The organism is Billgrantia hypersalina (genome assembly GCF_052584175.1).
Map to the genome: position 1 here is coordinate 19,605 of NZ_JBMIQI010000018.1, position 21,782 is coordinate 41,386.

Consider the following 21,782-nt stretch of genomic DNA (forward strand, 5'->3'; position numbering starts at 1 on the left):
GAGGCGCTCATGCAGAGCCGGCTAGAGATCGTCATCGACAGCACGTCAGGCGAACGGCGTCTGAAGTCGCTGAACTACCAACTCGGCGCCACCGAAAAGAGCGGCGACAGGCTCACCAGGGCTACCGGGGGAGTGAACGACGAGCTGCGCCGTATGCGTACCGTCACCCTGGCTGCTACCGGCGCCCTGGGCGGCCTGGCCGGCGTCATGAGCGCCCGCGAGGTGATCCGCTACGCCGACACCTGGCAGAACGTCACCAACCAGCTACGGCAAGTCACGGACTCCACAACCGAGCTTGAGAGCATCCAGGCTCAATTGCTGGAGACGGCCAACGAGACGCGCTCAGGCTTCGACTCGACCGCCAATCTCTATGCCCGCCTTGCTCGCTCCACGACCGAGCTGGACCTGTCACAGCGCGACCTGCTGGGCATCACCCGCACGATCAACCAGAGCTTTGCCACCAGCGGCGCCACTGCCACCGAGGCATCAGCTGCCATCACCCAGCTATCCCAAGGCCTGGCATCCGGCGCCCTGCGTGGTGACGAGTTCAACAGCGTGGCCGAGCAAGCGCCCGACATCATGCGGGCCATTGCTGCCTCGCTTGGCTTGACGATTGGCGAGCTGCGCGACTTCGCTGCCGAGGGCGGCATCACGGCTGAGATCGTGGTGAATGCGCTACGTGAAGCCTCTGACGAGATCGGGGGCCGCTTCGCTGACTCCGTGGCGACGTTCGGCCAGAAAGCCGAGGTGGCTAACAACAACCTCATGGCCTGGATTGGCACGAGCAATGAGGTAAACGGCGTTGTCGGCAAGCTGGGTGATGGTCTGGTGACTCTCTCCGAGAACCTTGACGGCATCGTGACCCTAGCCGGCGGCGCTGCCACGCTGTTTGCTGGCCGCTTGGCAGGAGCCACAGCGACCGCTGCCGGGGGCATGCTGGCTGCCCAGATCGAGGCCGCCCGCTACCAGGCAACGCTCGCCTCTATGGCTGGCGTGACCCGTGCAGCCGCTGCATCTCAACTCGCATTGGGAACGGCCACCCGAGGCGCTGCCGGCGCCCTGGCCCTGGTGGGTGGTCCCGTAGGGGCTGCTGTCGTGGCTGGTGGGGCGCTGTACTACTTCCGGGAAGAGCTGGGCTTTGTTCAGCCTGAGCTGCGCGCCTCATCCGAGCGGGTAGCCGAGCTGGTGGGCTCCCTGGATGCACTGAGTCAGGCCGCCATCAGAACGCGCATTTCAGAGCTGACCAGCGACCTTGCCAAACTCAAGACCGAGTTCATCGGGGTGACGGAGATCGGCACGGCGGCTGACAGTGGAAGGCGGCGGGGCAGTGGTACCCTGGGCTTGGCTGCCGGCGAGCTTGGCCGCCAGACGCGAGCGATTCAAGATGCCGTCAGCGGCGTGGGTGAGGGGATCCTGAGCCCGCAGACACAAGCCGAGATCAAGGCGCATGAACAGGCCCTCTCAGACCTGCAAAACCAGTTGGACAGCCTTGAAGGCACCAACATCAGGACGGCGGGCAGCTTCGCGGCCCTGAGTGGCGACACGAAGGATGCCGCCAAGGCTGCCAGAGAGGCCGAGCGGGAGCTTGAACGCCTCGCCAGTGGCTTCCAATCCCTATACGACCGACTGCGCCCCGTAGAGGCCTCACAGCGCCGCTACCGTGAAGATCAAGAAATTGTTAACCGGGCAGTTGAGGCCGGCCTGTTGCCACTCGCTGAGCAGTCGAGGCTGCTACAGGAGCTTGAGCGGGACTACCGAAACGCTGGCGATGCCGCGTCCGTGTATGGCTTCACTGGCAGCGGCCGGCGTGACGAGGACCAAGACAGCTATTGGGATCGCTGGCTGGCAGGAGCTGAGACGGCCTTTACTGACTTCGATCAGCTCGCCGCTAACACAGCACAGAGCTTTCAACAGGGATTCGGAAACGCCTTCGAGTCGATGATTTTTGACTCCAAGTCTGCCGGCAGCGCGGCCCGCACGATGTTTGAAGGCGTGTCCCGGACGGCGGTCAACGCCTTGGGACAGATGGCCGGCCAGTGGGTCGCCTACCAAGGGGTGCAGATGGCCACAGGCCGCACCATGGAGGCTGCTGCTATCGCTGGAGCTGCCACGACCGGTACGGCTATCGCATCGGCCTACGCGCCTGCTGCAACTATGGCGTCCCTCGCCTCGTTTGGAGCCAACTCTGCCCCCGCTATGGCCGGCATCTCGTCTACGTTCGCGCTAAGCAAGGGTTTGGCTCTTACCGGCATGGCACATGACGGATTAGACCGCGTGCCGCGTGAAGGTACGTGGCTCTTGGATAAGGGCGAGCGTGTCGTATCAAGGCCGCAAGCCGACCGCTTGGATCGCTACCTCGATCAACAGGAAGAGAAGGCAGCACCGTCACAGGCGCCTACCGTCATCATCAATGAAGCCCCACCAGGCACGAAAGCCGACGCCCGCCAAGATGACGATGGCCGATGGGTGGTGGAAGTCATGGTTGCCGACCTGAATGGGGATGGCAGGTTCGCTAAGGCCATGGGACAGACCTATGGAATGAGGAGGCAAGGGCGCTAATGGCTTTCCAAGCAGACAAATACGACAGCAGTCTTTTCACGTCCGGCACCTGGGAAGAGTTCCAGAGTGGCCGCTTCCGTATCGCCCTGGCGGGGAACGTCGCCTACCGTCAGGCGCTCGAGGACATGGCGAAGAAGTACCGCAGGCAGTACGGCGATGAGCTGACCCAAGCCCAGCAAGACGAGATCACCGCCGAGGCGATGGCTATCGGCATGCTGACCGGCTGGGAAGGCGTCACGGCCACGGACCAGGACTGCAACTCTGTAGAGCTGGAGTACAGCGTCGAGAATGCCAAGGCGCTGCTGCTGGAGCATCCCGAGCTAGTCGCCTTCGTCATGCGGAAGGGCGGCGAGATGGAGCGCTTCGAGAGGAAATATGCCGATGACGCAGCGTGACGGCAAAGGCCGATTCATCAAGGGCACCACCGGCAACCCCGGTGGACGCCCCCGCAAGGCTGACGAGCTGCGTTCGCTGCTGGAGGGTGACGCCAAGGACGTTGCCCGCAAAGTGATCGAGGCTGCCAAGGGTGGCGATATGCAAGCCTGCCGTATTGTGGTCGAACGCATCCTGCCGCCCGTCCGACCCGCCCATGCCTGCGTCGCTTTCGACTTCGACGCTGACGCATCACTGACCGACCAATCCCGCCAGATCCTCGCCGCCGTGGCAGAGGGCAAGCTACCGCCCGACCAGGGTAAGGCGTTGCTCGACGGCATCGCGGCACTTTCCCGCGTGACGGAAATGGATGAGCTGGCCAGGCGTATTGCCGCCATCGAGGAGCAGAGCAATGCTTGAGTACCCGGAGAAAGACCGTTACCTGCACAGCGCCGTGCAGCCCCTGAAGCGCCTGCATCGCGCTCAGATCGTCGTCAAAGGCCAGGTTAAGGCCACCCTGCAAGGTGAGGACGTGAGCAGCCTGAAAGACCGCGCTCATCGCTTCGCATCGGCTCAAGGCTGGCACCGCGCCGTGGTGCAGGTGGTGAACCATGCGTGACCTGGAGAAGCGCCTGGAGCGCCTGGAGAGCCGCCAGCATGACAGCATCGTGCAGGCAATCTCCGACCTGATAGACGAGCTGAGCGACAAGGCAGCCGGTGGTGACGGCACGCAGACGCGCTCCGAGCTGCTGGATCTGCTGGAGGACCACCATGCCACGTCATAGCCTGGCTTCGCTGGAAAAGCGGTTAGAAGCCCTGGAAACAGTCCACGCCGAACCGCCCGAAATATGGGTTGCTCCATCCGAAATGGAAATAGCCGGCTGGGAGCTGCTGCCTGGAAACAGCCTGTCCGAGAACGTCATGCGCCTGACAGGCGAGAGTGACGAGGATCTGAAGGGTAGGGCAAGGGCAGCCATGCGCGAGCTGTGGCGGCAGGGTGGGGCGCGTAATGCGGCAGCCATCTATTTCGCCATCAAGCCGAGCGGGGTGACGCTATGAGCCTCAAGGATCTACAGCGGCGCCTTACGAAGCTGGAAAACGACCGCTTCATGACCGATGACGGCATCGAGGCGTTCTTCATCAGCGTCGTGGACAATACCCGGGAAGGTGCCGGCGAGCCGCTACCAGTGCTGGGCTGGAGGTATCAGCGCTACATGGATGATGACGTGGTGACGATGCGCGAGCCTGGTGAAGATGACGACACGCTGAGGGAGCGCCACCTGGCCGCCGTTCGCCCGCTGCTGGTTAAGGGTAGCGTGCCGATGTTCCTGCCGATCAATCCATAGGCGGGAAAATCCCCCCAATCAGGGGTATTTGGCGTTGCATTCGTTGCATGCACACCAAAAAGCCGCCTCATCTCTACCGTTTCCGGCTTGATGGGCGGCTTGTTGGGTAACTTGCCGAAACGCTGCTAAGTTACTGATAAATAAGGGCGAGTGGCGGAGGGACAGGGATTCGAACCCTGGAAGGGCGTTAACCCTTGCCGGTTTTCAAGACCGGTGCATTCAACCGCTCTGCCATCCCTCCGGCTCACGGGGGCGAATATTACCAGTTATGCTCTTAAGGTCAAGAGGGGCAGCCAAGCACAGCCGAGGAGGCCGCATGCCGAACCATGTCGATTCGCCAGTGATACCTACGCCAGCCGCGGCCGCCGCACTCGTCCACCGGGGTAGATTGTTGACGGTGCGCCGACGGTACCCGCCGAATGCCGGACTGCTGGCGCTGCCCGGAGGCAAGGTGGAAGCCGGCGAGCCACTGCTTGAGGCAGCGGTGCGTGAACTGCACGAAGAAACCGGTGTGCTTGCCGAGGCAGAGCGTGTGTTGACCGCGCTCGATCAATTCCAGCACGACGATGCGGGGCTTCTATTGCATCATTTCGTCATCGTGGTGGTACTCTGCCGCTGGGTAGGAGGTGACGCGGTGGCAGGTGACGATGCCAGTGCGATTCACTGGCTTCCGGCCGAGCAGGCATGGGACGAGCCGGGGCTTTGCGCCAGTACCCGTCGAGTCGCCATCGATCTGCTGGAAAACCCATCGCTGCGATGAAGGGGCGTTGAGTCTTGTAGAACTAAGGACTTGCGCCGGGAACCAAGCGACGGCATTCTTGGTCAACTGCTGAGATCAATCAAGATCAACCACAGGGAGCTCTGGATCAATGGCCTATCACGATACACACATGGCCCAGCACTCGTCCCAGGCCGTCAGTGCCAACAAGGTACTGCGCAACACGTATGCGCTACTGGCGATGACCCTGCTGTTTTCCGCTGTCACAGCGGGTGCCGCCATGGCCATGGGCGTCGAGCGGATGAATATCTTCGTCTTCTTCATCGGCGCATACGGCCTGATGTTCCTGGTGCACAAGACGGCTAACTCGGCGGCGGGCCTGCTGGCCACATTCGCCTTCACCGGCTTCATGGGCTTTACCCTCGGCCCGATACTCAGCGCCTACCTGGCTCTGCCCAACGGCGCCGCACTGATCATGAACGCGCTGGCCATGACAGGGCTGACTTTCATTGGCCTGTCTGCCGTGGCGCTGGTGACCAAGAAGGACTTCAGCTTCCTTGGCAATTTCCTGATGGCTGGTGCCATCGTGCTGATTCTCGCCATGGTGGCTGGCCTGATCTTCCAGATTCCTACGCTGATGCTGATGGTTTCGGCTGGCTTCGTGCTGTTCGCCTCGGCCGCCATCCTCTACCAGACCAGCGAAATCGTGCACCGCGCCGGCGAGACAAACTATATTCTCGCCACCATTACGCTTTATGTCTCGATCTACAATCTCTTCGTCAGCCTGCTGTCGCTGCTGGGCATCATGAGCAGCGATTGATTTCGGCCCCACGAGGGTATCGTCAGGCCCCGCCAACGCGGGGCCTGTGCGTTTGAGTATGCAGGTATCTGCCCATGCGCTATGGTCTACTCGTAAAGGGAGCCCCGTATAGCAGCCAGGCCTCCCATTCGGCGCTGCGCTTTGCCACGGCCCTGCTGGCCCGGGGGCATCGCCTGGAAAGCGTCTTCTTCTATCACGACGGCGTCTACAATGCAGCGCGGCTAGCCGCACCGCCCCAGGACGAACCGCACCTCTACGACGCCTGGTGCTCACTCAATGCCGAGCACGGTACGCAGCTACAGGTGTGCATCGCCGCGGCCCTTCGCCGCGGCATGCTCGATGCCCGCGAGGCGGATCGCCACGGCAAAACCGGCCATAGTGTCGAACCGCCCTTCGAGCTAACGGGGCTTGGGCAGTTGATCGATCTGGGGCAGGGTGTCGATCGACTGGTAACCTTCGCCCCATGAGGAATAGCGCCATGTCATCGCTCTCCAGCCTCACCGGTGACTTACTGGTCGTGTTGCGCCACGCGCCGCATGGCGGCAGCTGGCTGCGGGAAGGCCTCGATGCAGCGCTGGTGGGCGCAGCCTTCGGACAATCGGTCTCCCTGCTGTTTCAAGGCGATGGCGTTCTGGCCCTGGCCAAAGGCCAGGGGCCAGGCCCGCTTGGGCAGAAGGGAACCGCTGCCACCCTGGACATGCTGACCATGTACGATATCGAGTCGCTCTTCTTCGACGAGGATGCGCTCTCCCGCTTCGGCCTCTCCCAGCGCGACCTGCAGCTGCCAGCCGCCGGAGCCGATCCCGGTGTGATCACAGAGCTGTTTGCCGGGCATCGGCTGGTCCTGATTTTCTGATTGGCTCTGTTGATACAGCGAGGGTGCCGATGATCCTGCATATTCTCAACCGCCCCCCCAGCTCGAGCCTGGTCTACCGAGAGGCGCTCGCCGCCATGGGCGGTACCGATCGGCTGCTACTGGTCGAGGATGGCGTGCTGGGCGCGTTACCTTCCCAGGTGCGCCATTTCCAATCAGTCCAGGGGCGATTGTTCGCCCTGCGGGAGGACCTCGCTTCACGCGGCCTCGCGGGGCAGTGCGACCCTGGCGTACAGGTCGTCGACGTGGATGGCTTCGTCATCTTGACTGAAGAGGCCGACAAGACAGTGAGCTGGTTCTGATGGCCTCCACCGAGATTGCACGTTACCTGCTTGTAGGAAGCAAACGCATCGCGCTCGACCCCGAAGGCTATCTGGTCGAGCTGTCCGACTGGACACCGGCCGTGGCCGAGGCGCTGGCTGCCGAGGAGGGGCGCGAACTGACCGCAGAGCACTGGGATGTAATCGAAGTGATCCGCGACTTCTACGCCCGCTATGAGGCGTCGCCTGCCATGCGGCCGCTGGTCAAAGCGGTAGGTCAAGCCCTGGGGTCGGAGAAGGGACGTTCGCTGCACCTGATGAGATTGTTTCCCGATAGCCCCGCCAAGGTGGCGGCGCGCCTCGCGGGGCTACCGAAACCTGCCAACTGCCTATAGCGGTGCCTGCATGAACTTCCTCGCCCATGCCTGGCTTGCCCGTGGAGGCAGCGACGATTTTCTCTACGGCAACTTGATCGCCGACGGCGTCAAAGGCAGCGATCTGACGGCTTGGCCCAGCGAGGTAGCCAATGGCATTCGCCATCATCGCCGGGTCGATGCATACGTCGACACCCACCCGACGGTGCTGTCGGCGCGCCGGCGTGCGCCCAAGGCCTACCGTCGCTACGCCGGTATCGCTCTCGATCTGGTATGGGATCACTTCGTTGCGCGGGAGCTAGCTCTCGACAGGCAGGAGTCTCACGTCGTGTTGCGCAGCTATCGTGTGCTGCGCCATCGGCCAGCGCCGGCTCGCCTGGCTCGACTGGTGCCGGCAATGATCGACCAGGACTGGATGCATCGCTATGCCGATTTCTCCTTCACCTGCAGTGCGGTGCGCGGCATTGGGGAACGCCTTTCCGGTCCCAATCGCCTGGCGGAACTCGTCCCCTGGCTGGAAGAGGATTACGCCGGCCTCGAACACGCCTTCCATCTCTTGTGGCCGGCGGTTGCCGTCGCGCTCGAAGTCGCGCCCGACGGCGAGACAGCAACGCTCAGGCGCCCTTGAGCCACAGGCACTCCACCTTGTCTCCCTCGACAATATGCGAATCGGCAGGGATCACCGCCAAGGCATCGGCAGCCACACAGGAAGAGAGCACACCCGAGCCTTGGTCGGCAAAGGCATGGGCGGTGATGCCGCCAGGCTCCATCACCAGGGAGACGCGCATGTAATGTCGCCGAGGCCCGGTACGGGTGGTAAACGCCGCGGAGGCGCTCAGCGTCGGCAACTTTGCCAGGCTCGGGCAGCCGAGCAGGGCGCCCATCAGCGGGCGCAGGAACAGCCAGGCCGCCACAAAACTGGAGACGGGGTTCCCCGGTAGACCGACGAAGCGCACCTCGCGTCCGTCGCCGGCGTCGAGCCGCCCCAGGGCCAGCGGCTTGCCGGGTTTGAGCGCCAAGCGCCATAGGTCAAGATGGCCTATCGCTTCGATGGCGGACTTGACGTGGTCCTCCTCACCGACACTGACCCCCCCGGTAGTCACCACGACGTCGGCCTGCTCGGCGGCAAGCGCCAGCATCGCCCGGGTACCGTCGGCGTCATCTGGCATGGAGGCGACGAAAGTGACCTCGGCGCCGAACGTTTCCAGCATGTCCTTCAGCATGGGTCGGTTGGAATCGTAGATCTGCCCCGGTGCCAACGGCTGGCCAGGCTCGACGATCTCATTACCGCTGGTGAGCAGGGCGACACGCGGCCGGCGGCGCACTGACACCTCGGCGATGCCCTGGCTCGCCAGATGCCCTAGCGCCGCACTGTCCAGCCGATGCCCGCGTTCGAGTAGTACGCTGCCGGCCGCCACGTCGCTGCCGCGGTGTCGCACATTGTTATCGACGGGTACCTGCGGTGGGATGTCGGCCTCGTCGTCGGTGAGTTCCACCTTCTCCTGCATCACCACGCAATTGGCACCGGCGGGCAGCGGGGCGCCGGTAAAGATCCGGGCACAGGTCCCGCGGTCGAGCGGCAAGGGTTGGCTGCCCGCGGCGATGCGCTGGCGGATCGACAACCGTTTGCCGGCATCTTCATGATGCAGGGCGTATCCGTCCATGGCGCTATTGTCGAACGGCGGCACGTCGAGCCTAGCCACGACCTCCGTGGCCAACACGCGCCGACCGGCCTTCTCGCAGGCCACGATTTCCGCTTCCATCGGGTCGACATGTTCCAGCAGGGCGGCGAGAGCCGCTTCGACGGAATGCAGGTCAGACATGCTGGCCTCGCTCGGGAATGACCAGATTGGCAAAATTGCACGGCTTGTGACGGCTGTCGAGCTGCTCCGCGAGCAGACCGTCCCAAGCGGTACGGCAGGCGCTGCTCGAACCGGGCAGGCAGAACACCACGGTGGCGTTGGCCAGGCCGCCGAGGCAGCGGCTCTGGATGGTCGAACTGCCGATCTCGTGCCAGGAAAGCTGACGGAACTGCTCGCCGAAGCCCTCGATACGCTTGTCGAGCAGCACGGACACCGCCTCGGGCGTGGAGTCCCGTCCCGTAAAGCCGGTTCCACCGGTGGTAAGAATCACCTGGACGTCAGGATCGGCAATCCATTCTGAAACCGCAGCACGAATACGGTAGACATCGTCGACGACGATGCGCCGCTCGGCCAGCCGGTGCCCGGCTTCGGTGAGCCGCTCGGCCAGCAGGGCCCCGCTGCGATCGCTGGCAAAATCACGCGTGTCGGAAATGGTCAGGACCGCAATACTGAGCGGTATCGGGGCCTCGCTCATGATTGCGCATCCCGCTTGCGGGCCTGTCGCGCCTCGAAGGCAGCTAGCTGTTCGGGCGTGGCCTGTTGCTGATACTGCGCCTTCCACTCCGGGTAGGGCATGCCGTAGACGTATTCGCGGGCGGTTTCGTAGTCGAGTTCGGCACCCTGTTCGTCGGCGGCCGCAACCAGCCACTTGGAAAGGCAGTTACGGCAGAAATCAGCAAGAATCATCAGGTCGATGTTCTGTACGTCCTTGTTGGCATCCAGGTGCTGGAGCAAGCGACGAAAGGCGGCCGCTTCCAGCTGGGTACGTGTCGCGTCGTCGAGATGCTGCATTGACGTTGGCTCCTGGTTGGATTCGGCTCAGGATAGCAGAACCGGACTGAACGCTAATCTTACGCGCTTCAGGCGGCGTCGCCACGGGTGCATACCGAAAGCACCACCGCATCTTCGTCGCTCACCGAGACGAGGGCGTGACCCATGTCGCTGTCGAAGTAGATGCTGTCGCCGCGCGATAACTGGAGCGGTTCGTAGAACTCGGTATAGAGACGAATCTCGCCCTCCAGGACCATCAGGAACTCCTCTCCGTCGTGGCGCACCCATTCACTGAACTCGTCGAAGCTGCGCGCTCTGACGATGGTCTTGAACGGGATCATGCGTTTCTGGGCCAGTTCGCAGCTGAGCAACTCGTGCTCGTAGGTGGGTGTAGGATGACGCTGTCCCTCGCCCTGGCGCGTCAGGTCCCGACGCCCCATGGTACGCGGCTGGGCGCGGGGAGGGGTGAGCAACTGCGGCAGATCGATTTCCAGGCCGTTGATCAGTTTCTGTACGGCAGTAAACGTAGGCGAGATCTGGTTGTTCTCGATCTTCGACAGGGTGGAACGGGCCAGGCCGGTACGCAGGCTGACGTCTTCCAGGGTCCACTGGTTGGCCAAGCGTATTTCCTTGAGACGCTCACCAAGACGCAGCGGCTCGACAAACGGCTTGCGACCCGAGGCAATGCGCAACGCGGCCTGCTGATCGGTTTGGGTGGACATGGTGGTGTTCACTATTGGAAACAGAGTTTCCCCAGCCTACCACATATGTCGCGTCATGCACCGAACCCCACACGCCAAGAGCGTGCGTGTTTCCGCCATCCTGTCCCTTGCTCAGCCTTCGAAGGGCAAGCCGAGGAGGGCCTTGACGTGCGCTTCCACGCTGCGACCCAGCGAATCCAGGTCATAGCCGCCTTCGAGTACGGAAACCAGGCGGTTATCGGCATAAAGCGCGGCGATGTCCAGGGCCAGCCGGGTGATCCAATAGTAGTCTTCGTCTTCCAGACAAAGTTCGGCCAGGGGATCGTCGCGATGGGCGTCAAAACCCGCCGAAACGAGCAGCAGTTCGGGCTTGAAGGCGTGCAGTGCCGGCAGCCAGTCATCCTCGACGGCACGGCGGAAAGCGGCACTGTCGGTACCGGCCTCAAGCGGCGTGTTGACCACGTTCTGCCATTCGCTTCGCAGGTAGCGCCAAGGGTAGAAGGGGAACTGGTAGCTGCTGCAGATCAGGATATCCGGGTCGTCCTTGAAGATGTCGATGGTGCCGTTGCACTGGTGTACGTCGAAATCGAGTATGGCGATGCGCTTCACCCCGTAGCGTGATCGGGCATGGGCGGCACCCACGGCGACGTTGTTGTAGAAACAGAACCCCATGGCATCGGTGGCCTCGGCATGGTGGCCTGGGGGCCTCACGGCGCAGAACACGTTGTCCGCCTGACCGCGATAGACCTGCTCGACGCCGCGTATGACCGCACCGGCCGCCAGCCGGGCGGCATCGAGGCTGTCGGGGGTCATCATGGTATCGCTATCCAGGGTGACGATGCCCGACTCGGGAACGCACTTGTCGAGGGCGCGCAGGTGACGAAGCGGATGCACCCTTGCGAGTTCTTCCTCGCTGGCGGGGCGCGCTTCCGATTGCATGGTCTGCTGCAACAGCCCGGAGAGGGCCAGGCGGGCCCGGATGGCCTCGAGGCGCAGGGGGCTTTCGGGGTGCTCAGGGCCCATATGGTGAAGATCGCAATCGGGATGCGAGATGAACGAGGTTATCATATGGAACTCCAGAGTGACTGAAATCACCTTAATGCGCGTCCTCCCTTGCACAACAGTGTCAATAAGTCGTACACAGGGGAGCATCATCCTGTTCCGGTGGAGGTAGCGTCTTGAGTACCCGGTTTTTGCGCCACTTCTTCGAACCTCGCACCATCGCGGTGATCGGCGCCTCGGAAAAGCCCCATTCCATCGGCGGCATCGTGATTCGGAACCTGCAGGAAGCAGGCTTTACGGGGACGCTCTGGGCGGTCAACCGCAAGGGCTATGAGACGGTCTTCGATCAACCCGGCGTCTCGCGGATAAGCGAACTGCCCGAGACACCCGACCTAGCCGTCGTATGCACACCGGCGGATACCCTTCCCAGGATAATTTCACGCCTGGGTCGTATCGGCGTCAAGGCTGCCCTGGTGCTCACTGGCGGTGCGCACCTGGATGAGGCCGAAGGGGACAGGGGGTCGATTCGCGACCGCATGCTGACAGCCGCGCGCGAATCGGGTATTCGTGTCCTGGGCCCCGAGTGCATGGGCCTGATCGTCCCCGGCCGACGCATCAACGCCTCCTATTCCAGCCAGCCGGTCAAGGCGGGCAAGGTCGCCTACCTCGGGCAGTCGGGCATGCTCGGCAACGCCATGATCGACTGGGCGGCTGGCCGCGGCATCGGTTTCTCGCATCTCATTACGGTGGGCGATAGCGTCGACGTGATGCTTCCCGATCTCATCGACTACATCAACCAGTACGCACCGACCCAGGCCATTCTGCTCCACCTGGAGCGCATTCAGGATGCCTTGCACTTCATGACCGCCTTGCGTGACGCGTCGCGTCATCGTCTGGTGCTGGCGATCAAGAGCGGGCGCACCTCGCAATCCGACCTCTCCGGCATGCCGCCGACGCCGGGCATCGCCAACCGCGACGTGGTATTCGATGCTGCCTTATCGCGTGCAGGCGTGGTGCGCGTCAACGATTCCGATGAATTGTTCGACGCGCTGATGACACTGTCGCAGATGCGTCCGCTGAAGGGCGATCGCCTTGCCATTGTCTCCAACGGGCTGGGCCCCGCCATGCTCGCCATCGACAAGCTGGTCAGTGCCGGTGGAACCCTGGCGAGCTTTCGAGAGGAGACGCGCGAGGCGCTTCGCGAGGGCGAGTTCGACATGAGCAAGCCCGGGGAGAACCCAGTGGACCTGGGCGGTAACGCCACGCCGGAGAGGTTCGTCGAGGCACTGGAGATCGTCGCCGCCGACCCCGGAGTCGACGCCGTGCTGGTGGTGCATGCACCCACGCGACTGGCACCGTCGAAGGTTACCGCCCAGGCGCTCATCGCCAACCGCAAGCGTTTCAGACGCAACCTGTTGACCAGCTGGATGGGGCTCGAGGGGGCGCTCTATGCCCGCCATGAATGCAGCATGGCGGGTATTCCCACCTATGTCTCGCCCGAAAAGGCGGTGAAGGCGTTCATGCACATGGTCGACTACCAACGCGTGCAGGCACTGCTGCAGGAAACACCGCCCAGCCTGCCATTCAGCACCACGGCGGACATCCGCGCCAGGTGCCGCACCCTGATCGAGCAGGCCAGGGCTGAAGGGCGCGAGACCCTGTCGCATTCCGAAGCCGCCCAGGTGCTGGAGGCCTACGGCATTCCCGTGGCCCCCAGTCGCTACGTGCATACGCCGGAGGAAGCCGCGGCGGCGGCGGAAGAACTCGAGGGCCCCTGGGCGTTGAAGGTGGTGCACGATGGCAACTGTCGTCCGTTTCGCTATCGCAAGCACCCCCATCGTATTTCGGCGGGTCTGCTTCAGGACTTGCACGAACCGAGCCAGGTGGCAGAAGGGCTGACGCGGCTGGGTCAAAAGGTGCACGAGAAGTTCCCACCGGTGAAGATCCGCGAGTACTGCCTGCAGCCGATGCAGCGAGGCAAGCAGTCGATGCAGATATGTGCCGGCATCACGCGAGACCCGGTGTTCGGCCCGCTCATCGTGTTCGGCATCGGCGGCTACAAGGTCAATATCCTGGCCGACCGCCAGGTGGCGCTTCCGCCGTTGAACATGACCCTGGCCGCTGACGTGGTGGGGCGGACACACGCCGCGCGACTGATTCGCGAGCACTCAGGCGAACCCGAGCGTGACCTTCAGCGTCTCTGCCAGCTGCTGGTCATGCTCTCGCAGATGGCTTCGGACCTGCTTGAGCTACGCGGGCTGGAACTCAACCCCTTGCTGCTCAACCGCGATGGTGTCCTGGCGGTGGACTTCGCGCTCGATCTGGGCACACCGGCCCGCTTCGCCATCATGCCGTACCCGGAGGAGTTGCGTGAGTGGGTGACGCTGAACAATGGGATGCAGGTAGAGGTGCGCCCCATCCGCGCCGAGGATGCCCCGCTGATCACCAGCTTTCATAGCCAGCTGTCCGAAGAAAGCATTCGCTTTCGCTATTTTCACAACAAGTCCGACTTGAGCCAGCGCGACCTGTCGATCCTCTCTCATATCAACTACGACCGGCAGATGGCCTTCATCGCCGAGCACCAGAAGGAAGACGGCAGCAAGGAGATGCTCGGCGTGGTGCGGGTGTGGAACGATCCGGACAACATCCGCACCGAGTTCTCCATCATCGTGCGCGACGACATGGCCGGGCAGGGCCTCGGCAGCCTGCTGATGAAAAAGATGATCGCCTATTGCAAAAGCGTGGGCACGCTGGAAATGATCGGCAAGATCATGGTCGACAATCACCCCATGCGCGCGTTGATGAAACACCTCGGTTTTCGCTGCCGTTATAACATGGAAGAGCAGGTGGTGGATGCGGTGCTGCGCCTCAACGAGCCAGAGAGCGAGTGGCAACGCCACCGCCTCGAGAGCCTGCCCGACTGAGGCAGGGCTCTCGCGACGAAGTGCTTCACCCGCTCGCTGCCGGCACGGGAGCGAGCACGGCTTTCAGGGTGCCAGGCGGAACGAGCGCCAGGCTTCGTCACGATATTCGTAGCGGATCCGATCGTGGAGCCGGCTCGGCTGCCCCTGCCAGAACTCGATCATGTCGGGCACCACACGATATCCCCCCCAATGCACGGGGCGGGGGATGTCCTGCCCCTCGTAGGCCTGCTCGAAGCGATGCTGCCGCTCTTCGATCCACTGGCGATCGGGAATCACCACGCTCTGGGTGGCAACCCAGGCGCCGAGCTGACTGGCGCGGGGGCGGCTGTTGAAGTAAGTGTCCGACTCTTCGTCGGAAACCGGCTCGACGCGGCCCTCGACACGCACTTGGCGACCCAGCGAGGGCCACCAGAACACCAGGGCGGCAAACGGTACGTTCGTCAGTTCGCTGCCCTTATGGCTATGATAATTGGTGTAGAACACGAGGCCACGCTCGTCGAAACCTTTCAGCAGCACGACGCGAGCGTGGGGCAGGCCCTGGCTATCGACCGTTGCCAACGTCATGACGTTGCCGTCCTCGCCTTCGGCATCGAGCGCTAGCGTGAGCCACTCATCGAACAATACCATGGGTGCTGCCGGGACCATTCCCTCGTCGAGTCTGCCACCCTCGTAGTCGCGCCGGATATCGGCAATATTGCGTGTCATGGCGTACTCCTCGTCATTATTTTCCATGGTCGCCACTGAAGCTAACGGCACAATACCGTACATGGCTCCCTATCATTCGCTGCGACCGGCTTGCATCAGGCGGCTGCGAAAGCGGGCATAGAACATGCAGCCGGTGAATAGCCCCAGGGCAGCCAAGGCCTCGGCGACACCGAGAACCCCCTGGCCGGGCAATGTTGCCACCATGACCCCCTGCACGAAATAGAGCAGGCTGACGAAGGCCAGCCAGGCATGACCGCGGGGCCTTTTACCTATGATCGAAGGCAAGAAGAGAAGCAGCGGCAAGGAACGGATCAGAATCGGCGTCAGCGGGTTGGTTCCGGCTTCCATGGCCAGGCCGCTCCACGTGATCAACACCAGCAAGACGACATAGCTGGCGAGGACCAGGTGTCGGCTACGCTCGGTGAGCATGTCCAGCCCGTGGCGTGCCTCCACGCTCTCTACCCAGCGCCTCATGTCGCCTCCCCGATGCCATCGAGCGCCAGGGCCAGGCGGGCCAGGCGCCGGCCCTGCGCGCGCACCAACCGACGCTCGGCATCGGCCAGCGGCTGGTTGCTGCGCTGCCCAGCGACATGACTGGCGCCATAGGGGGTCCCGCCGACGGTGGTCGTCATCAGGTCGGTTTCGCTGTAGGGCAAGCCGGCATAGACCATACCATGGTGCAACAGCGGCAGTAGCATGGAAACCAGGGTTGTCTCCTGCCCGCCATGCAGGCTGGATGTGGAGGTAAATGCCGTTGCCGGCTTGTCCACCAGCGCTCCGTTGAGCCACAGCGCACTGGTCGAGTCGATGAAGTATTTCAGCGGCGCGGCCATGTTGCCGAAGCGAGTCGGGCTGCCCAGTGCCAGGCCGGCACAGTGACGCAGATCGTCGAGATCGGCGTAGATTGCCCCCTCGGCGGGAATCTCGGGGTCGACGGCTTCACAGGTGGGCGAGACCGGCGGCACGGTGCGCAGACGCGCCTCTATGCCGGGACAGGACTCGACGCCGGCAGCCATCAGCTCTGCCATGCTGCGGGTGGCGCCGTGTCGAGAGTAGTAGAGAATAAGCACATAGGGCAGGGAGTCGCGCATCGTGGCTCCAGTTCGAAGGGCAGGGATCAGTCGTTCACTCGGACCAGGGCAAGTACGTCCTCGGGGGGACGACCGATCACGGCCCGCTTGCCATCATCGGCTATCGGGCGTTCCATCAGCTTCGGATGCTGGACGATGGCGGCAATCACCTGTTCCTGGTCCTGCAGGTTGGTACTCTCCTCGAGATCCTGCCACTCGGGCTCCTGGGTACGCACCAGCCGCTCGCCGTCGGCGTCCAGGCGCGACATCAGATCCCGTAGTTCCTCCTCACTGAGTGGCTCGTCGAGGTAGCGCCGCACCGTCACCTCGGCGCCATGCTCTTCGAGCAGCGCCAGCGCCTGGCGCGACTTGGAGCAACGGGGGTTGTGGTAGAGCGTGATGGCCATGCGAGACTCCTCGATCCTTGGAAAGGCTGACTTACATTGTAGAAGGGGCGCTGTGTCGGCCACAACCGCAGTTATCTCGAATTCCCGCTTCGATCAGTTGGTTGCGTCACCGGCAGGCGAGCGCTGCAGCTCGCTCATGCGACGATACACCCAGGCCATGCGGTCGTCGGCGAGCTGCATGGGCACGCGCTCGTAGCGAATGCCCAGGCGCTCATAACGATCCAGCCGCTCCAGTTCGTCGGCGTCGACCACGATGATCTCGCCCTCGACCCGTTCACCTGGTGCCGGCGTCAGGTCAAGCCCCTCACGACGAAATCCTTCGAGGACTGCCGGTTCGGCTTCTCCGGCGCGCCCCATTACCAGCCAGCGGATCGGCGCCAGGCGCAGCGTACCGTAAACGAAAACCGCGTGTTCGCCATCCTCTATGTCGGGCAGGTGGTCGGGGCGCTCGTAGGTGAAAGGGCTCAGCATGGTGAGCCATAACCAGGCCAGTACGGCCAGCAGGCCAACCAACACGCCTAAGGCGAAATGATGAAAGCGCATACGGTCTCCTGTGGTTCACGGTGCTGCTATCCTGCCATGGCACCAAGTCGCGAGTCCGGTTCATCCTCGGTGCGAGGCTCTGATAGGATGCCAATCAAGGCTCGACACAGCGGAGGATGCCCATGACCCAGTCAGCACACGACGATCAGGACTTCAGGGCATTGATGGGAGACGTGAAGCCGCTGCGCAGGAGCGCCAATCGCGCGAATCCGGGCCAGCGCCGCACCCGACCTACCGAAGCCCAACTGGCACGGCGCGAGAGTGCCCAGGCGCAATTCGGCCAGGACAGCTTCCTGTCCGACGATTTCGTCGAACTGCTGCTGCCGTTCGATCCCATCGAGTATCGCCGCGACGGTATCCAGCAGGGCGTCGTCGACCGCCTGCGCCACGGTGGCTACCCCGCACAGTCTCGCCTGCATCTGCTGCGCCGTCCCCTGGCCGAGTGCAGGCGAGCCCTGCCACCGTTCATCCGGGAAGCCTACGCCCACGACCTGCGTTCGGTGCTGATCGTCCATGGGCGCGGCACGGAGATCGACAGCCCGGCCAATGTCTTGCGTTCCTACCTGGCCAAGTGGCTGGCCCAGTTCGATGAGGTTCAGGCTTGCGTGTCGGCCCAGCAGGCCGACGGTGGCCTGGGCGCGACCTGGGTCATGTTGCGCAAGAGCGAACGCGCCAGAGCGGAAAACCGCGAGCGTCAGCAGAAGCGTCGCGGCTGAATCGAAACGACGGAAGCCGGCGCTAGGCCGGCTTCCAATGTGCCTTTTCCTTCCCGTGGCTAGACCAGTGCCGGCTCCGCGCGCTTGACGGCCTCGCGCATACGCTGGCGGAAGAGCGGCTCTGGCACGTCGACAGCCGGCTGGTAGGCGCGACTGAAGGCATTGAGCGCATGCAGCGCATCCTCCAACCACTGATCCTCGCGCAGCGACAGGGCATCAAACCCGCAGCGGGTGAGGAAGAACACCTGGTCGACGAGCACGTCGCCGATGGCTCTGATCTCGCCTTCGTAGCCGTAGCGTTCGCGCAATAGCCGCGCCAGGCTGTAGCCACGGCCATCGGTGAACTTGGGGAAATCGATGGCAATTAACGGCGCACTGGCCAATTCCTCGGCCAGCTCCAGTGTCAGCTCGGTGTCGCTGGAGAGCCAGGGCGCGAGCGCCTCGCTGCCCTCCGCTGCCTGCCAGCGCGCGAGGGGAACGATGGCAGGGGAGTCGGGCAATGCCGCTTCCTCGTCACGAATCAGTATCCAGCGGTCCTCGTCCGGCTTGCCGCCACGAATGAAGGGACGTAGAGAGGCGTTCTGATCAGGCATATACCCGCTCCTTGAAAGGCTTCAGGCCGATACGGCGGTAAGTCTCGATGAAGGTCTCGCCCTCGGCACGTTCCCAGACATAGACCTGCAGGACCTTGTCGATCACCTCGGGAACGCTTTCGCGATCGAAGGATGGGCCAAGGATCTTGCCCAGCGATGAATTGTTACCCTGAGCGCCGCCGAGCGAGATCTGGTACCACTCCTCACCCTTCTTGTCGACGCCGAGGATGCCGATATGGCCGACGTGATGATGTCCGCAGGCATTCATGCAGCCGGAAATGTTGAGATCCAGAGGCCCCAGGTCGTAGAGGTAGTCGATATCGTCGAAGCGTTCCTGGATGGCCTGGGCGACCGGGATAGACTTGGCGTTGGCCAGGGCGCAATAGTCGCCTCCGGGGCAGCAGATCAGGTCGGCCAGGGTACCAACGGTCGGATTGGCCAGACCGAGCTCCTGCAAACGCTGCCAGAGCTCCTCCAGGCGGTCTACTGCCACGTCGGCCAGCACCAGGTTCTGCTCATGAGTGACACGAATCTCACCATGGCTGAACTCGTCGGCCAGGTCGGCCACCTGGTGCATCTGCTCCCAGGTCAGATCGCCTGGCGAGTGACCGCTGCGTTTGAGCGACAGCGTGACCGCCTTGTAGCCCGGCACCTTGTGCCCGTGAACGTTATTGGTCACGAAGCGAGCAAAAGACCGGTTCTCGCTGCGCAGACGCTCGAATCCGGCAATTGCTTCCGCGCTGACGTCACGGCGATCCGGATCGACGAAATGCGACTGCATCGCCTCGACCGCTTCACGCGTCAGTGTCTGCGGCCCGTCCTTGAGGTGGGCCCACTCGGCCTCGACGCGACGGCGGAACTCCTCGACGCCCAGCGCCTTGACCAGGATCTTGATGCGCGCCTTGAACTTGTTGTCTCGACGGCCGAACTGATTGTAGACACGAACCAGCGCTTCCAGGTAGGTCAGAAGGTGTTGCCATGGCAGGTCGTCGCGCACGATCTCGCCAATCATCGGCGTTCGACCGAGACCGCCGCCGGCCAGTACCCTGACGCGCACCTCGCCCTGTTCGTCGCGCCACAGGCGCAGGCCCACGTCGTGGACCTGGATGGCGGCACGATCCTCGGCGGCACCCGTCACCGCGATCTTGAACTTGCGCGGCAGGTAGGTGAACTCCGGATGGAAAGTCGACCACTGGCGAATCAGCTCGCACCAGGGCCGGGGATCGACCTCCTCGTCTTCGGCGATGCCGGCGAACTGGTCGGCAGAGGTATTACGGATATCGTTGCCGCTGGTCTGGATCGAGTGCATCTGCACACTGGCGAGTTCGGCCAGCATGTCGGGAACCGTTTCCAGCTTCGGCCAGTTCAGCTGCAGGTTGGTGCGGGTGGTGAAATGCCCGTAGCCACGATCGTAGTCGCGCGCCAGGTCACCCAGCTTGCGCAGCTGGTAGGAAGCCAGCATGCCGTAGGGAATGGCAATACGCAGCATGGGCGCGTAACGCTGGACGTAGAGTCCGTTCTGGACGCGCAACGGCAGAAATTCTTCGTCGCTGATCCGGCCTGCCAGATAGCGGTTCATCTGGTCGCGAAACTGGGCGACGCGTTCGTTGACCAGGGTCTGGTCATGGGTGTCGTAGCGATACATTCAGCCGGTCCTGCTGCTAAGGAATTGGCGAAGCGTCAGGGGGCACCATAACGCCCCCGGCATATTCTATGAAAGAATAAATATTTATATTTTTTATACGTAAAAGCATATAAAGCGTCAAGCTGCCTCCGCGTCTATCGGAGTTGCGGCTGCAACCACTGGCGACGTTGCCAGATCACCGCGAACCACAACGAATTCAGGCAACGGTAGCCGAGCTGCACCCACCATATCCCCAGCAACCCGGCCTCCATGACCACGCCGACCCACCAGGCGAGAGGCAGGAAAACCAGCCATTGCAGGGTGAGGGTGGTGGTCATCACGGTACGATTGGCACCGGCACCGAGCAGGGCCTGACCCAGCACCAGGGCTACCGCATCGAGTACGATCATGACCGCAGTGAGCTGCAGCGGAAGGCGAGCCAAGGCTATCAGCTCCCTGTCATGCAGGAAAATACCCAGTACCTGGTCAGGTAGAGCAGCCATCGGCAACGCCAGGGTGGCCAGGCACAACCATGCCAGCCGTACGACGTCCCAACCCCAGCGATGGGCGTCCCCGGGAGCTTGTTGTCCTAGCGATTGCCCCACCAGACTCATGGCGGCCATACCCAGCCCCACGCCGGGCAGGATCAGCAGCAAAGACAGGTTCACCAGTACATGGCCTACGGCAACGCTGGCCGTGTCGATTCGTCCCAGGATCCAGAACAACACCGCGTAGCCGGCGGCGAACCAGAGCTGCTGGAAGGAGTGAGGTGCTGCCAGGCGCAGCGTGGTCATGAAGACGGAACGCCCAGTCCGACCGACAAGAAAGCCGCTGGGCCCGGCATGCCGCGTGCTGACCCACGCCCAGAGGGCGAGCCCGGCGAACAGCGACAAGCTCGTCCCTGCGCCGGCACCTGCCGCCCCCATGGCCGGCAGGCCCAGGTAACCGAAAATAAGACACAGACTGGCTGCCACGTTGACGACGTGCATCGCCAGCATGATGCGCAGGTAGAAGCCGCTCTGCTCGATGCCGTTCCAGTAACCGCGAAAGCAGAAGATCATGGCCACGGCCGCAAGCGACAACACCCGCCAGCGGAAGTATTCCGCCGCCACGGCATTCACCTCTGCGCTGGGGTTGAGCAGCGACATCAGCCTTGGAGCCTGCCACAGGCAAAGCAGGGTAACGGGAAGGGCTATCAGCAGCGCGATGACCAGACCCGCGTTGAGCGGCTGGGCACGCAGATGCCAGGCACACTCGCCGTGACGCCAGGCGGTTTGTGCCTGCACGCCGGAAGAGAGGCCAAACACCAGAGCAGTGATGAGGAACATGGCATAGCCGCCGATGCCTATGCCGGCCAAGGGCGTCTCCCCGAGCGAACCGACCAATGCGGCATCGATCAGGTTGATCAGGCTCTGGGTCAGCATCGCGGCAATGATAGGCAGGGCCAGGTTCAAAATGCGCCGGCGGCGGATCGAGTCGGGTAACATCCGTCGTCTATCGTTCGTCTCGGAAGCCGCCCGCGCCGGTGGCACGGGCTCCCA

29 protein-coding genes and 1 tRNA gene are annotated in these 21,782 nt (G+C 63.1%); 16 read left to right on the top strand and 14 right to left on the bottom strand.

The features are described from left to right. Window positions 1-9: 9 nt before the first annotated feature. Genes ACOJCM_RS14730 through ACOJCM_RS14760 form a run of 7 tightly spaced genes read left to right on the top strand, consistent with a single transcriptional unit; the run spans window position 10 to window position 4,277 of the window. Window positions 10-2,559 carry a tape measure protein gene (locus ACOJCM_RS14730; protein ID WP_445212823.1) on the top strand — a complete coding sequence of 850 codons (2,550 nt, stop codon included), beginning with the start codon at window positions 10-12 and terminating at the stop codon, window positions 2,557-2,559. Beyond that, a complete protein-coding gene (locus ACOJCM_RS14735; protein ID WP_445212824.1) occupies window positions 2,559-2,954 on the top strand; it encodes a hypothetical protein in 396 nt (131 codons plus the stop codon). Before ACOJCM_RS14730 ends, ACOJCM_RS14735 begins: the two co-directional genes overlap by 1 nt. Beyond that, window positions 2,941-3,351, top strand: coding sequence for a DUF5681 domain-containing protein (locus ACOJCM_RS14740; protein ID WP_445212825.1), 411 nt, complete (start codon window positions 2,941-2,943; stop codon window positions 3,349-3,351). Before ACOJCM_RS14735 ends, ACOJCM_RS14740 begins: the two co-directional genes overlap by 14 nt. Beyond that, window positions 3,344-3,550 (top strand): hypothetical protein, encoded by a 207-nt coding sequence (locus tag ACOJCM_RS14745; protein ID WP_445212826.1) that lies wholly within the window; start codon window positions 3,344-3,346, stop codon window positions 3,548-3,550. Before ACOJCM_RS14740 ends, ACOJCM_RS14745 begins: the two co-directional genes overlap by 8 nt. Next, window positions 3,543-3,716, top strand: a complete 174-nt coding sequence (locus ACOJCM_RS14750) for a hypothetical protein (RefSeq protein ID WP_445212827.1) — start codon at window positions 3,543-3,545, stop codon at window positions 3,714-3,716. Before ACOJCM_RS14745 ends, ACOJCM_RS14750 begins: the two co-directional genes overlap by 8 nt. After that, window positions 3,703-3,990 (top strand): hypothetical protein, encoded by a 288-nt coding sequence (locus ACOJCM_RS14755; RefSeq protein WP_445212828.1) that lies wholly within the window; start codon window positions 3,703-3,705, stop codon window positions 3,988-3,990. Before ACOJCM_RS14750 ends, ACOJCM_RS14755 begins: the two co-directional genes overlap by 14 nt. Beyond that, window positions 3,987-4,277: a hypothetical protein gene (locus tag ACOJCM_RS14760; RefSeq protein ID WP_445212829.1), complete on the top strand. Its 291-nt coding sequence runs from the start codon at window positions 3,987-3,989 to the stop codon at window positions 4,275-4,277. Before ACOJCM_RS14755 ends, ACOJCM_RS14760 begins: the two co-directional genes overlap by 4 nt. A 151-nt stretch (window positions 4,278-4,428) precedes the next feature. On the opposite strand, the gene ACOJCM_RS14765 is transcribed toward ACOJCM_RS14760, so the two are convergent. Next, window positions 4,429-4,518: transfer RNA gene (locus tag ACOJCM_RS14765), tRNA-Ser, on the bottom strand. Window positions 4,519-4,593: 75 nt separating this feature from the next. Here ACOJCM_RS14765 and ACOJCM_RS14770 point away from each other — a divergent pair. The 7 genes from ACOJCM_RS14770 (at window position 4,594) to ACOJCM_RS14800 (ending at window position 7,951) form a co-directional block, all read left to right on the top strand. Further along, on the top strand, window positions 4,594-5,037 hold the full coding sequence (locus ACOJCM_RS14770) for an NUDIX hydrolase (protein ID WP_445212830.1): 444 nt from the start codon (window positions 4,594-4,596) through the stop codon (window positions 5,035-5,037). A 109-nt stretch (window positions 5,038-5,146) separates the two neighbouring features. Next, a complete protein-coding gene (locus tag ACOJCM_RS14775) occupies window positions 5,147-5,815 on the top strand; it encodes a Bax inhibitor-1/YccA family protein (protein WP_445212831.1) in 669 nt (222 codons plus the stop codon). Between the two features lie 74 nt (window positions 5,816-5,889). After that, complete coding sequence (tusD, locus tag ACOJCM_RS14780; RefSeq protein WP_445212832.1) at window positions 5,890-6,282, top strand: sulfurtransferase complex subunit TusD; 393 nt, start codon at window positions 5,890-5,892, stop codon at window positions 6,280-6,282. A gap of 11 nt (window positions 6,283-6,293) precedes the next feature. After that, window positions 6,294-6,671: a sulfurtransferase complex subunit TusC gene (gene tusC / locus ACOJCM_RS14785; RefSeq protein ID WP_445212833.1), complete on the top strand. Its 378-nt coding sequence runs from the start codon at window positions 6,294-6,296 to the stop codon at window positions 6,669-6,671. A gap of 29 nt (window positions 6,672-6,700) precedes the next feature. Beyond that, window positions 6,701-6,991 carry a sulfurtransferase complex subunit TusB gene (tusB, locus tag ACOJCM_RS14790; RefSeq protein ID WP_445212834.1) on the top strand — a complete coding sequence of 97 codons (291 nt, stop codon included), beginning with the start codon at window positions 6,701-6,703 and terminating at the stop codon, window positions 6,989-6,991. After that, window positions 6,991-7,344: a TusE/DsrC/DsvC family sulfur relay protein gene (locus tag ACOJCM_RS14795; RefSeq protein ID WP_445212835.1), complete on the top strand. Its 354-nt coding sequence runs from the start codon at window positions 6,991-6,993 to the stop codon at window positions 7,342-7,344. Before tusB ends, ACOJCM_RS14795 begins: the two co-directional genes overlap by 1 nt. 10 nt (window positions 7,345-7,354) lie before the next feature. Then, window positions 7,355-7,951 carry an acyl carrier protein phosphodiesterase gene (locus ACOJCM_RS14800; RefSeq protein ID WP_445212836.1) on the top strand — a complete coding sequence of 199 codons (597 nt, stop codon included), beginning with the start codon at window positions 7,355-7,357 and terminating at the stop codon, window positions 7,949-7,951. Here ACOJCM_RS14800 and ACOJCM_RS14805 read toward each other — a convergent pair. From ACOJCM_RS14805 to ACOJCM_RS14825, 5 genes are all read right to left on the bottom strand, one after another. Next, complete coding sequence (locus tag ACOJCM_RS14805) at window positions 7,938-9,146, bottom strand: molybdopterin molybdotransferase MoeA (protein WP_445212837.1); 1,209 nt, start codon at window positions 9,144-9,146, stop codon at window positions 7,938-7,940. The genes ACOJCM_RS14800 and ACOJCM_RS14805 overlap by 14 nt on opposite strands. Further along, window positions 9,139-9,660, bottom strand: a complete 522-nt coding sequence (gene moaB / locus ACOJCM_RS14810; protein ID WP_445212838.1) for a molybdenum cofactor biosynthesis protein B — start codon at window positions 9,658-9,660, stop codon at window positions 9,139-9,141. Before moaB ends, ACOJCM_RS14805 begins: the two co-directional genes overlap by 8 nt. Further along, window positions 9,657-9,977 carry a DUF1244 domain-containing protein gene (locus ACOJCM_RS14815; RefSeq protein ID WP_445212839.1) on the bottom strand — a complete coding sequence of 107 codons (321 nt, stop codon included), beginning with the start codon at window positions 9,975-9,977 and terminating at the stop codon, window positions 9,657-9,659. Before ACOJCM_RS14815 ends, moaB begins: the two co-directional genes overlap by 4 nt. A gap of 68 nt (window positions 9,978-10,045) precedes the next feature. Then, window positions 10,046-10,678 (bottom strand): helix-turn-helix domain-containing protein, encoded by a 633-nt coding sequence (locus ACOJCM_RS14820; RefSeq protein WP_445212840.1) that lies wholly within the window; start codon window positions 10,676-10,678, stop codon window positions 10,046-10,048. Between the two features lie 111 nt (window positions 10,679-10,789). Beyond that, a complete protein-coding gene (locus tag ACOJCM_RS14825) occupies window positions 10,790-11,725 on the bottom strand; it encodes a histone deacetylase family protein (RefSeq protein WP_445212841.1) in 936 nt (311 codons plus the stop codon). A 110-nt stretch (window positions 11,726-11,835) separates the two neighbouring features. Here ACOJCM_RS14825 and ACOJCM_RS14830 point away from each other — a divergent pair, with 110 nt between their 5' ends. Continuing rightward, window positions 11,836-14,583 carry a bifunctional acetate--CoA ligase family protein/GNAT family N-acetyltransferase gene (locus ACOJCM_RS14830; protein WP_445212842.1) on the top strand — a complete coding sequence of 916 codons (2,748 nt, stop codon included), beginning with the start codon at window positions 11,836-11,838 and terminating at the stop codon, window positions 14,581-14,583. A gap of 63 nt (window positions 14,584-14,646) precedes the next feature. On the opposite strand, the gene pdxH is transcribed toward ACOJCM_RS14830, so the two are convergent. The 5 genes from pdxH to ACOJCM_RS14855 form a co-directional block, all read right to left on the bottom strand. Then, a complete protein-coding gene (pdxH, locus tag ACOJCM_RS14835; protein WP_445212843.1) occupies window positions 14,647-15,288 on the bottom strand; it encodes a pyridoxamine 5'-phosphate oxidase in 642 nt (213 codons plus the stop codon). A 72-nt stretch (window positions 15,289-15,360) separates the two neighbouring features. Beyond that, the gene (locus ACOJCM_RS14840) at window positions 15,361-15,762 is read right to left on the bottom strand and encodes a DUF2069 domain-containing protein (protein WP_445212844.1); all 402 of its coding nucleotides are present in this window, start codon (window positions 15,760-15,762) and stop codon (window positions 15,361-15,363) included. Beyond that, window positions 15,759-16,379 carry an NAD(P)H:quinone oxidoreductase gene (gene wrbA / locus ACOJCM_RS14845; RefSeq protein ID WP_445212845.1) on the bottom strand — a complete coding sequence of 207 codons (621 nt, stop codon included), beginning with the start codon at window positions 16,377-16,379 and terminating at the stop codon, window positions 15,759-15,761. The genes ACOJCM_RS14840 and wrbA overlap by 4 nt, the downstream gene beginning before the upstream one ends. A 26-nt stretch (window positions 16,380-16,405) precedes the next feature. After that, the gene (gene arsC / locus ACOJCM_RS14850) at window positions 16,406-16,765 is read right to left on the bottom strand and encodes an arsenate reductase (glutaredoxin) (RefSeq protein ID WP_445212846.1); all 360 of its coding nucleotides are present in this window, start codon (window positions 16,763-16,765) and stop codon (window positions 16,406-16,408) included. Between the two features lie 93 nt (window positions 16,766-16,858). Further along, window positions 16,859-17,308 (bottom strand): gamma-glutamylcyclotransferase family protein, encoded by a 450-nt coding sequence (locus ACOJCM_RS14855; RefSeq protein ID WP_445212847.1) that lies wholly within the window; start codon window positions 17,306-17,308, stop codon window positions 16,859-16,861. Between the two features lie 122 nt (window positions 17,309-17,430). Between ACOJCM_RS14855 and smrA the strand changes: the two genes are divergently transcribed. Then, window positions 17,431-18,024, top strand: a complete 594-nt coding sequence (gene smrA / locus ACOJCM_RS14860; RefSeq protein ID WP_445212848.1) for a DNA endonuclease SmrA — start codon at window positions 17,431-17,433, stop codon at window positions 18,022-18,024. Window positions 18,025-18,083: 59 nt separating this feature from the next. Here smrA and ACOJCM_RS14865 read toward each other — a convergent pair whose 3' ends face one another. The 3 genes from ACOJCM_RS14865 to ACOJCM_RS14875 form a co-directional block, all read right to left on the bottom strand. Continuing rightward, entirely contained in the window at window positions 18,084-18,617 is a 534-nt protein-coding gene (locus tag ACOJCM_RS14865; protein ID WP_445212849.1) for a DUF934 domain-containing protein, read from the bottom strand. Then, window positions 18,610-20,262 carry a nitrite/sulfite reductase gene (locus ACOJCM_RS14870; RefSeq protein WP_445212850.1) on the bottom strand — a complete coding sequence of 551 codons (1,653 nt, stop codon included), beginning with the start codon at window positions 20,260-20,262 and terminating at the stop codon, window positions 18,610-18,612. The genes ACOJCM_RS14865 and ACOJCM_RS14870 overlap by 8 nt, the downstream gene beginning before the upstream one ends. Window positions 20,263-20,396: 134 nt before the next feature. After that, a complete protein-coding gene (locus ACOJCM_RS14875; protein ID WP_445212851.1) occupies window positions 20,397-21,728 on the bottom strand; it encodes an MATE family efflux transporter in 1,332 nt (443 codons plus the stop codon). Window positions 21,729-21,782 lie beyond the last annotated feature (54 nt).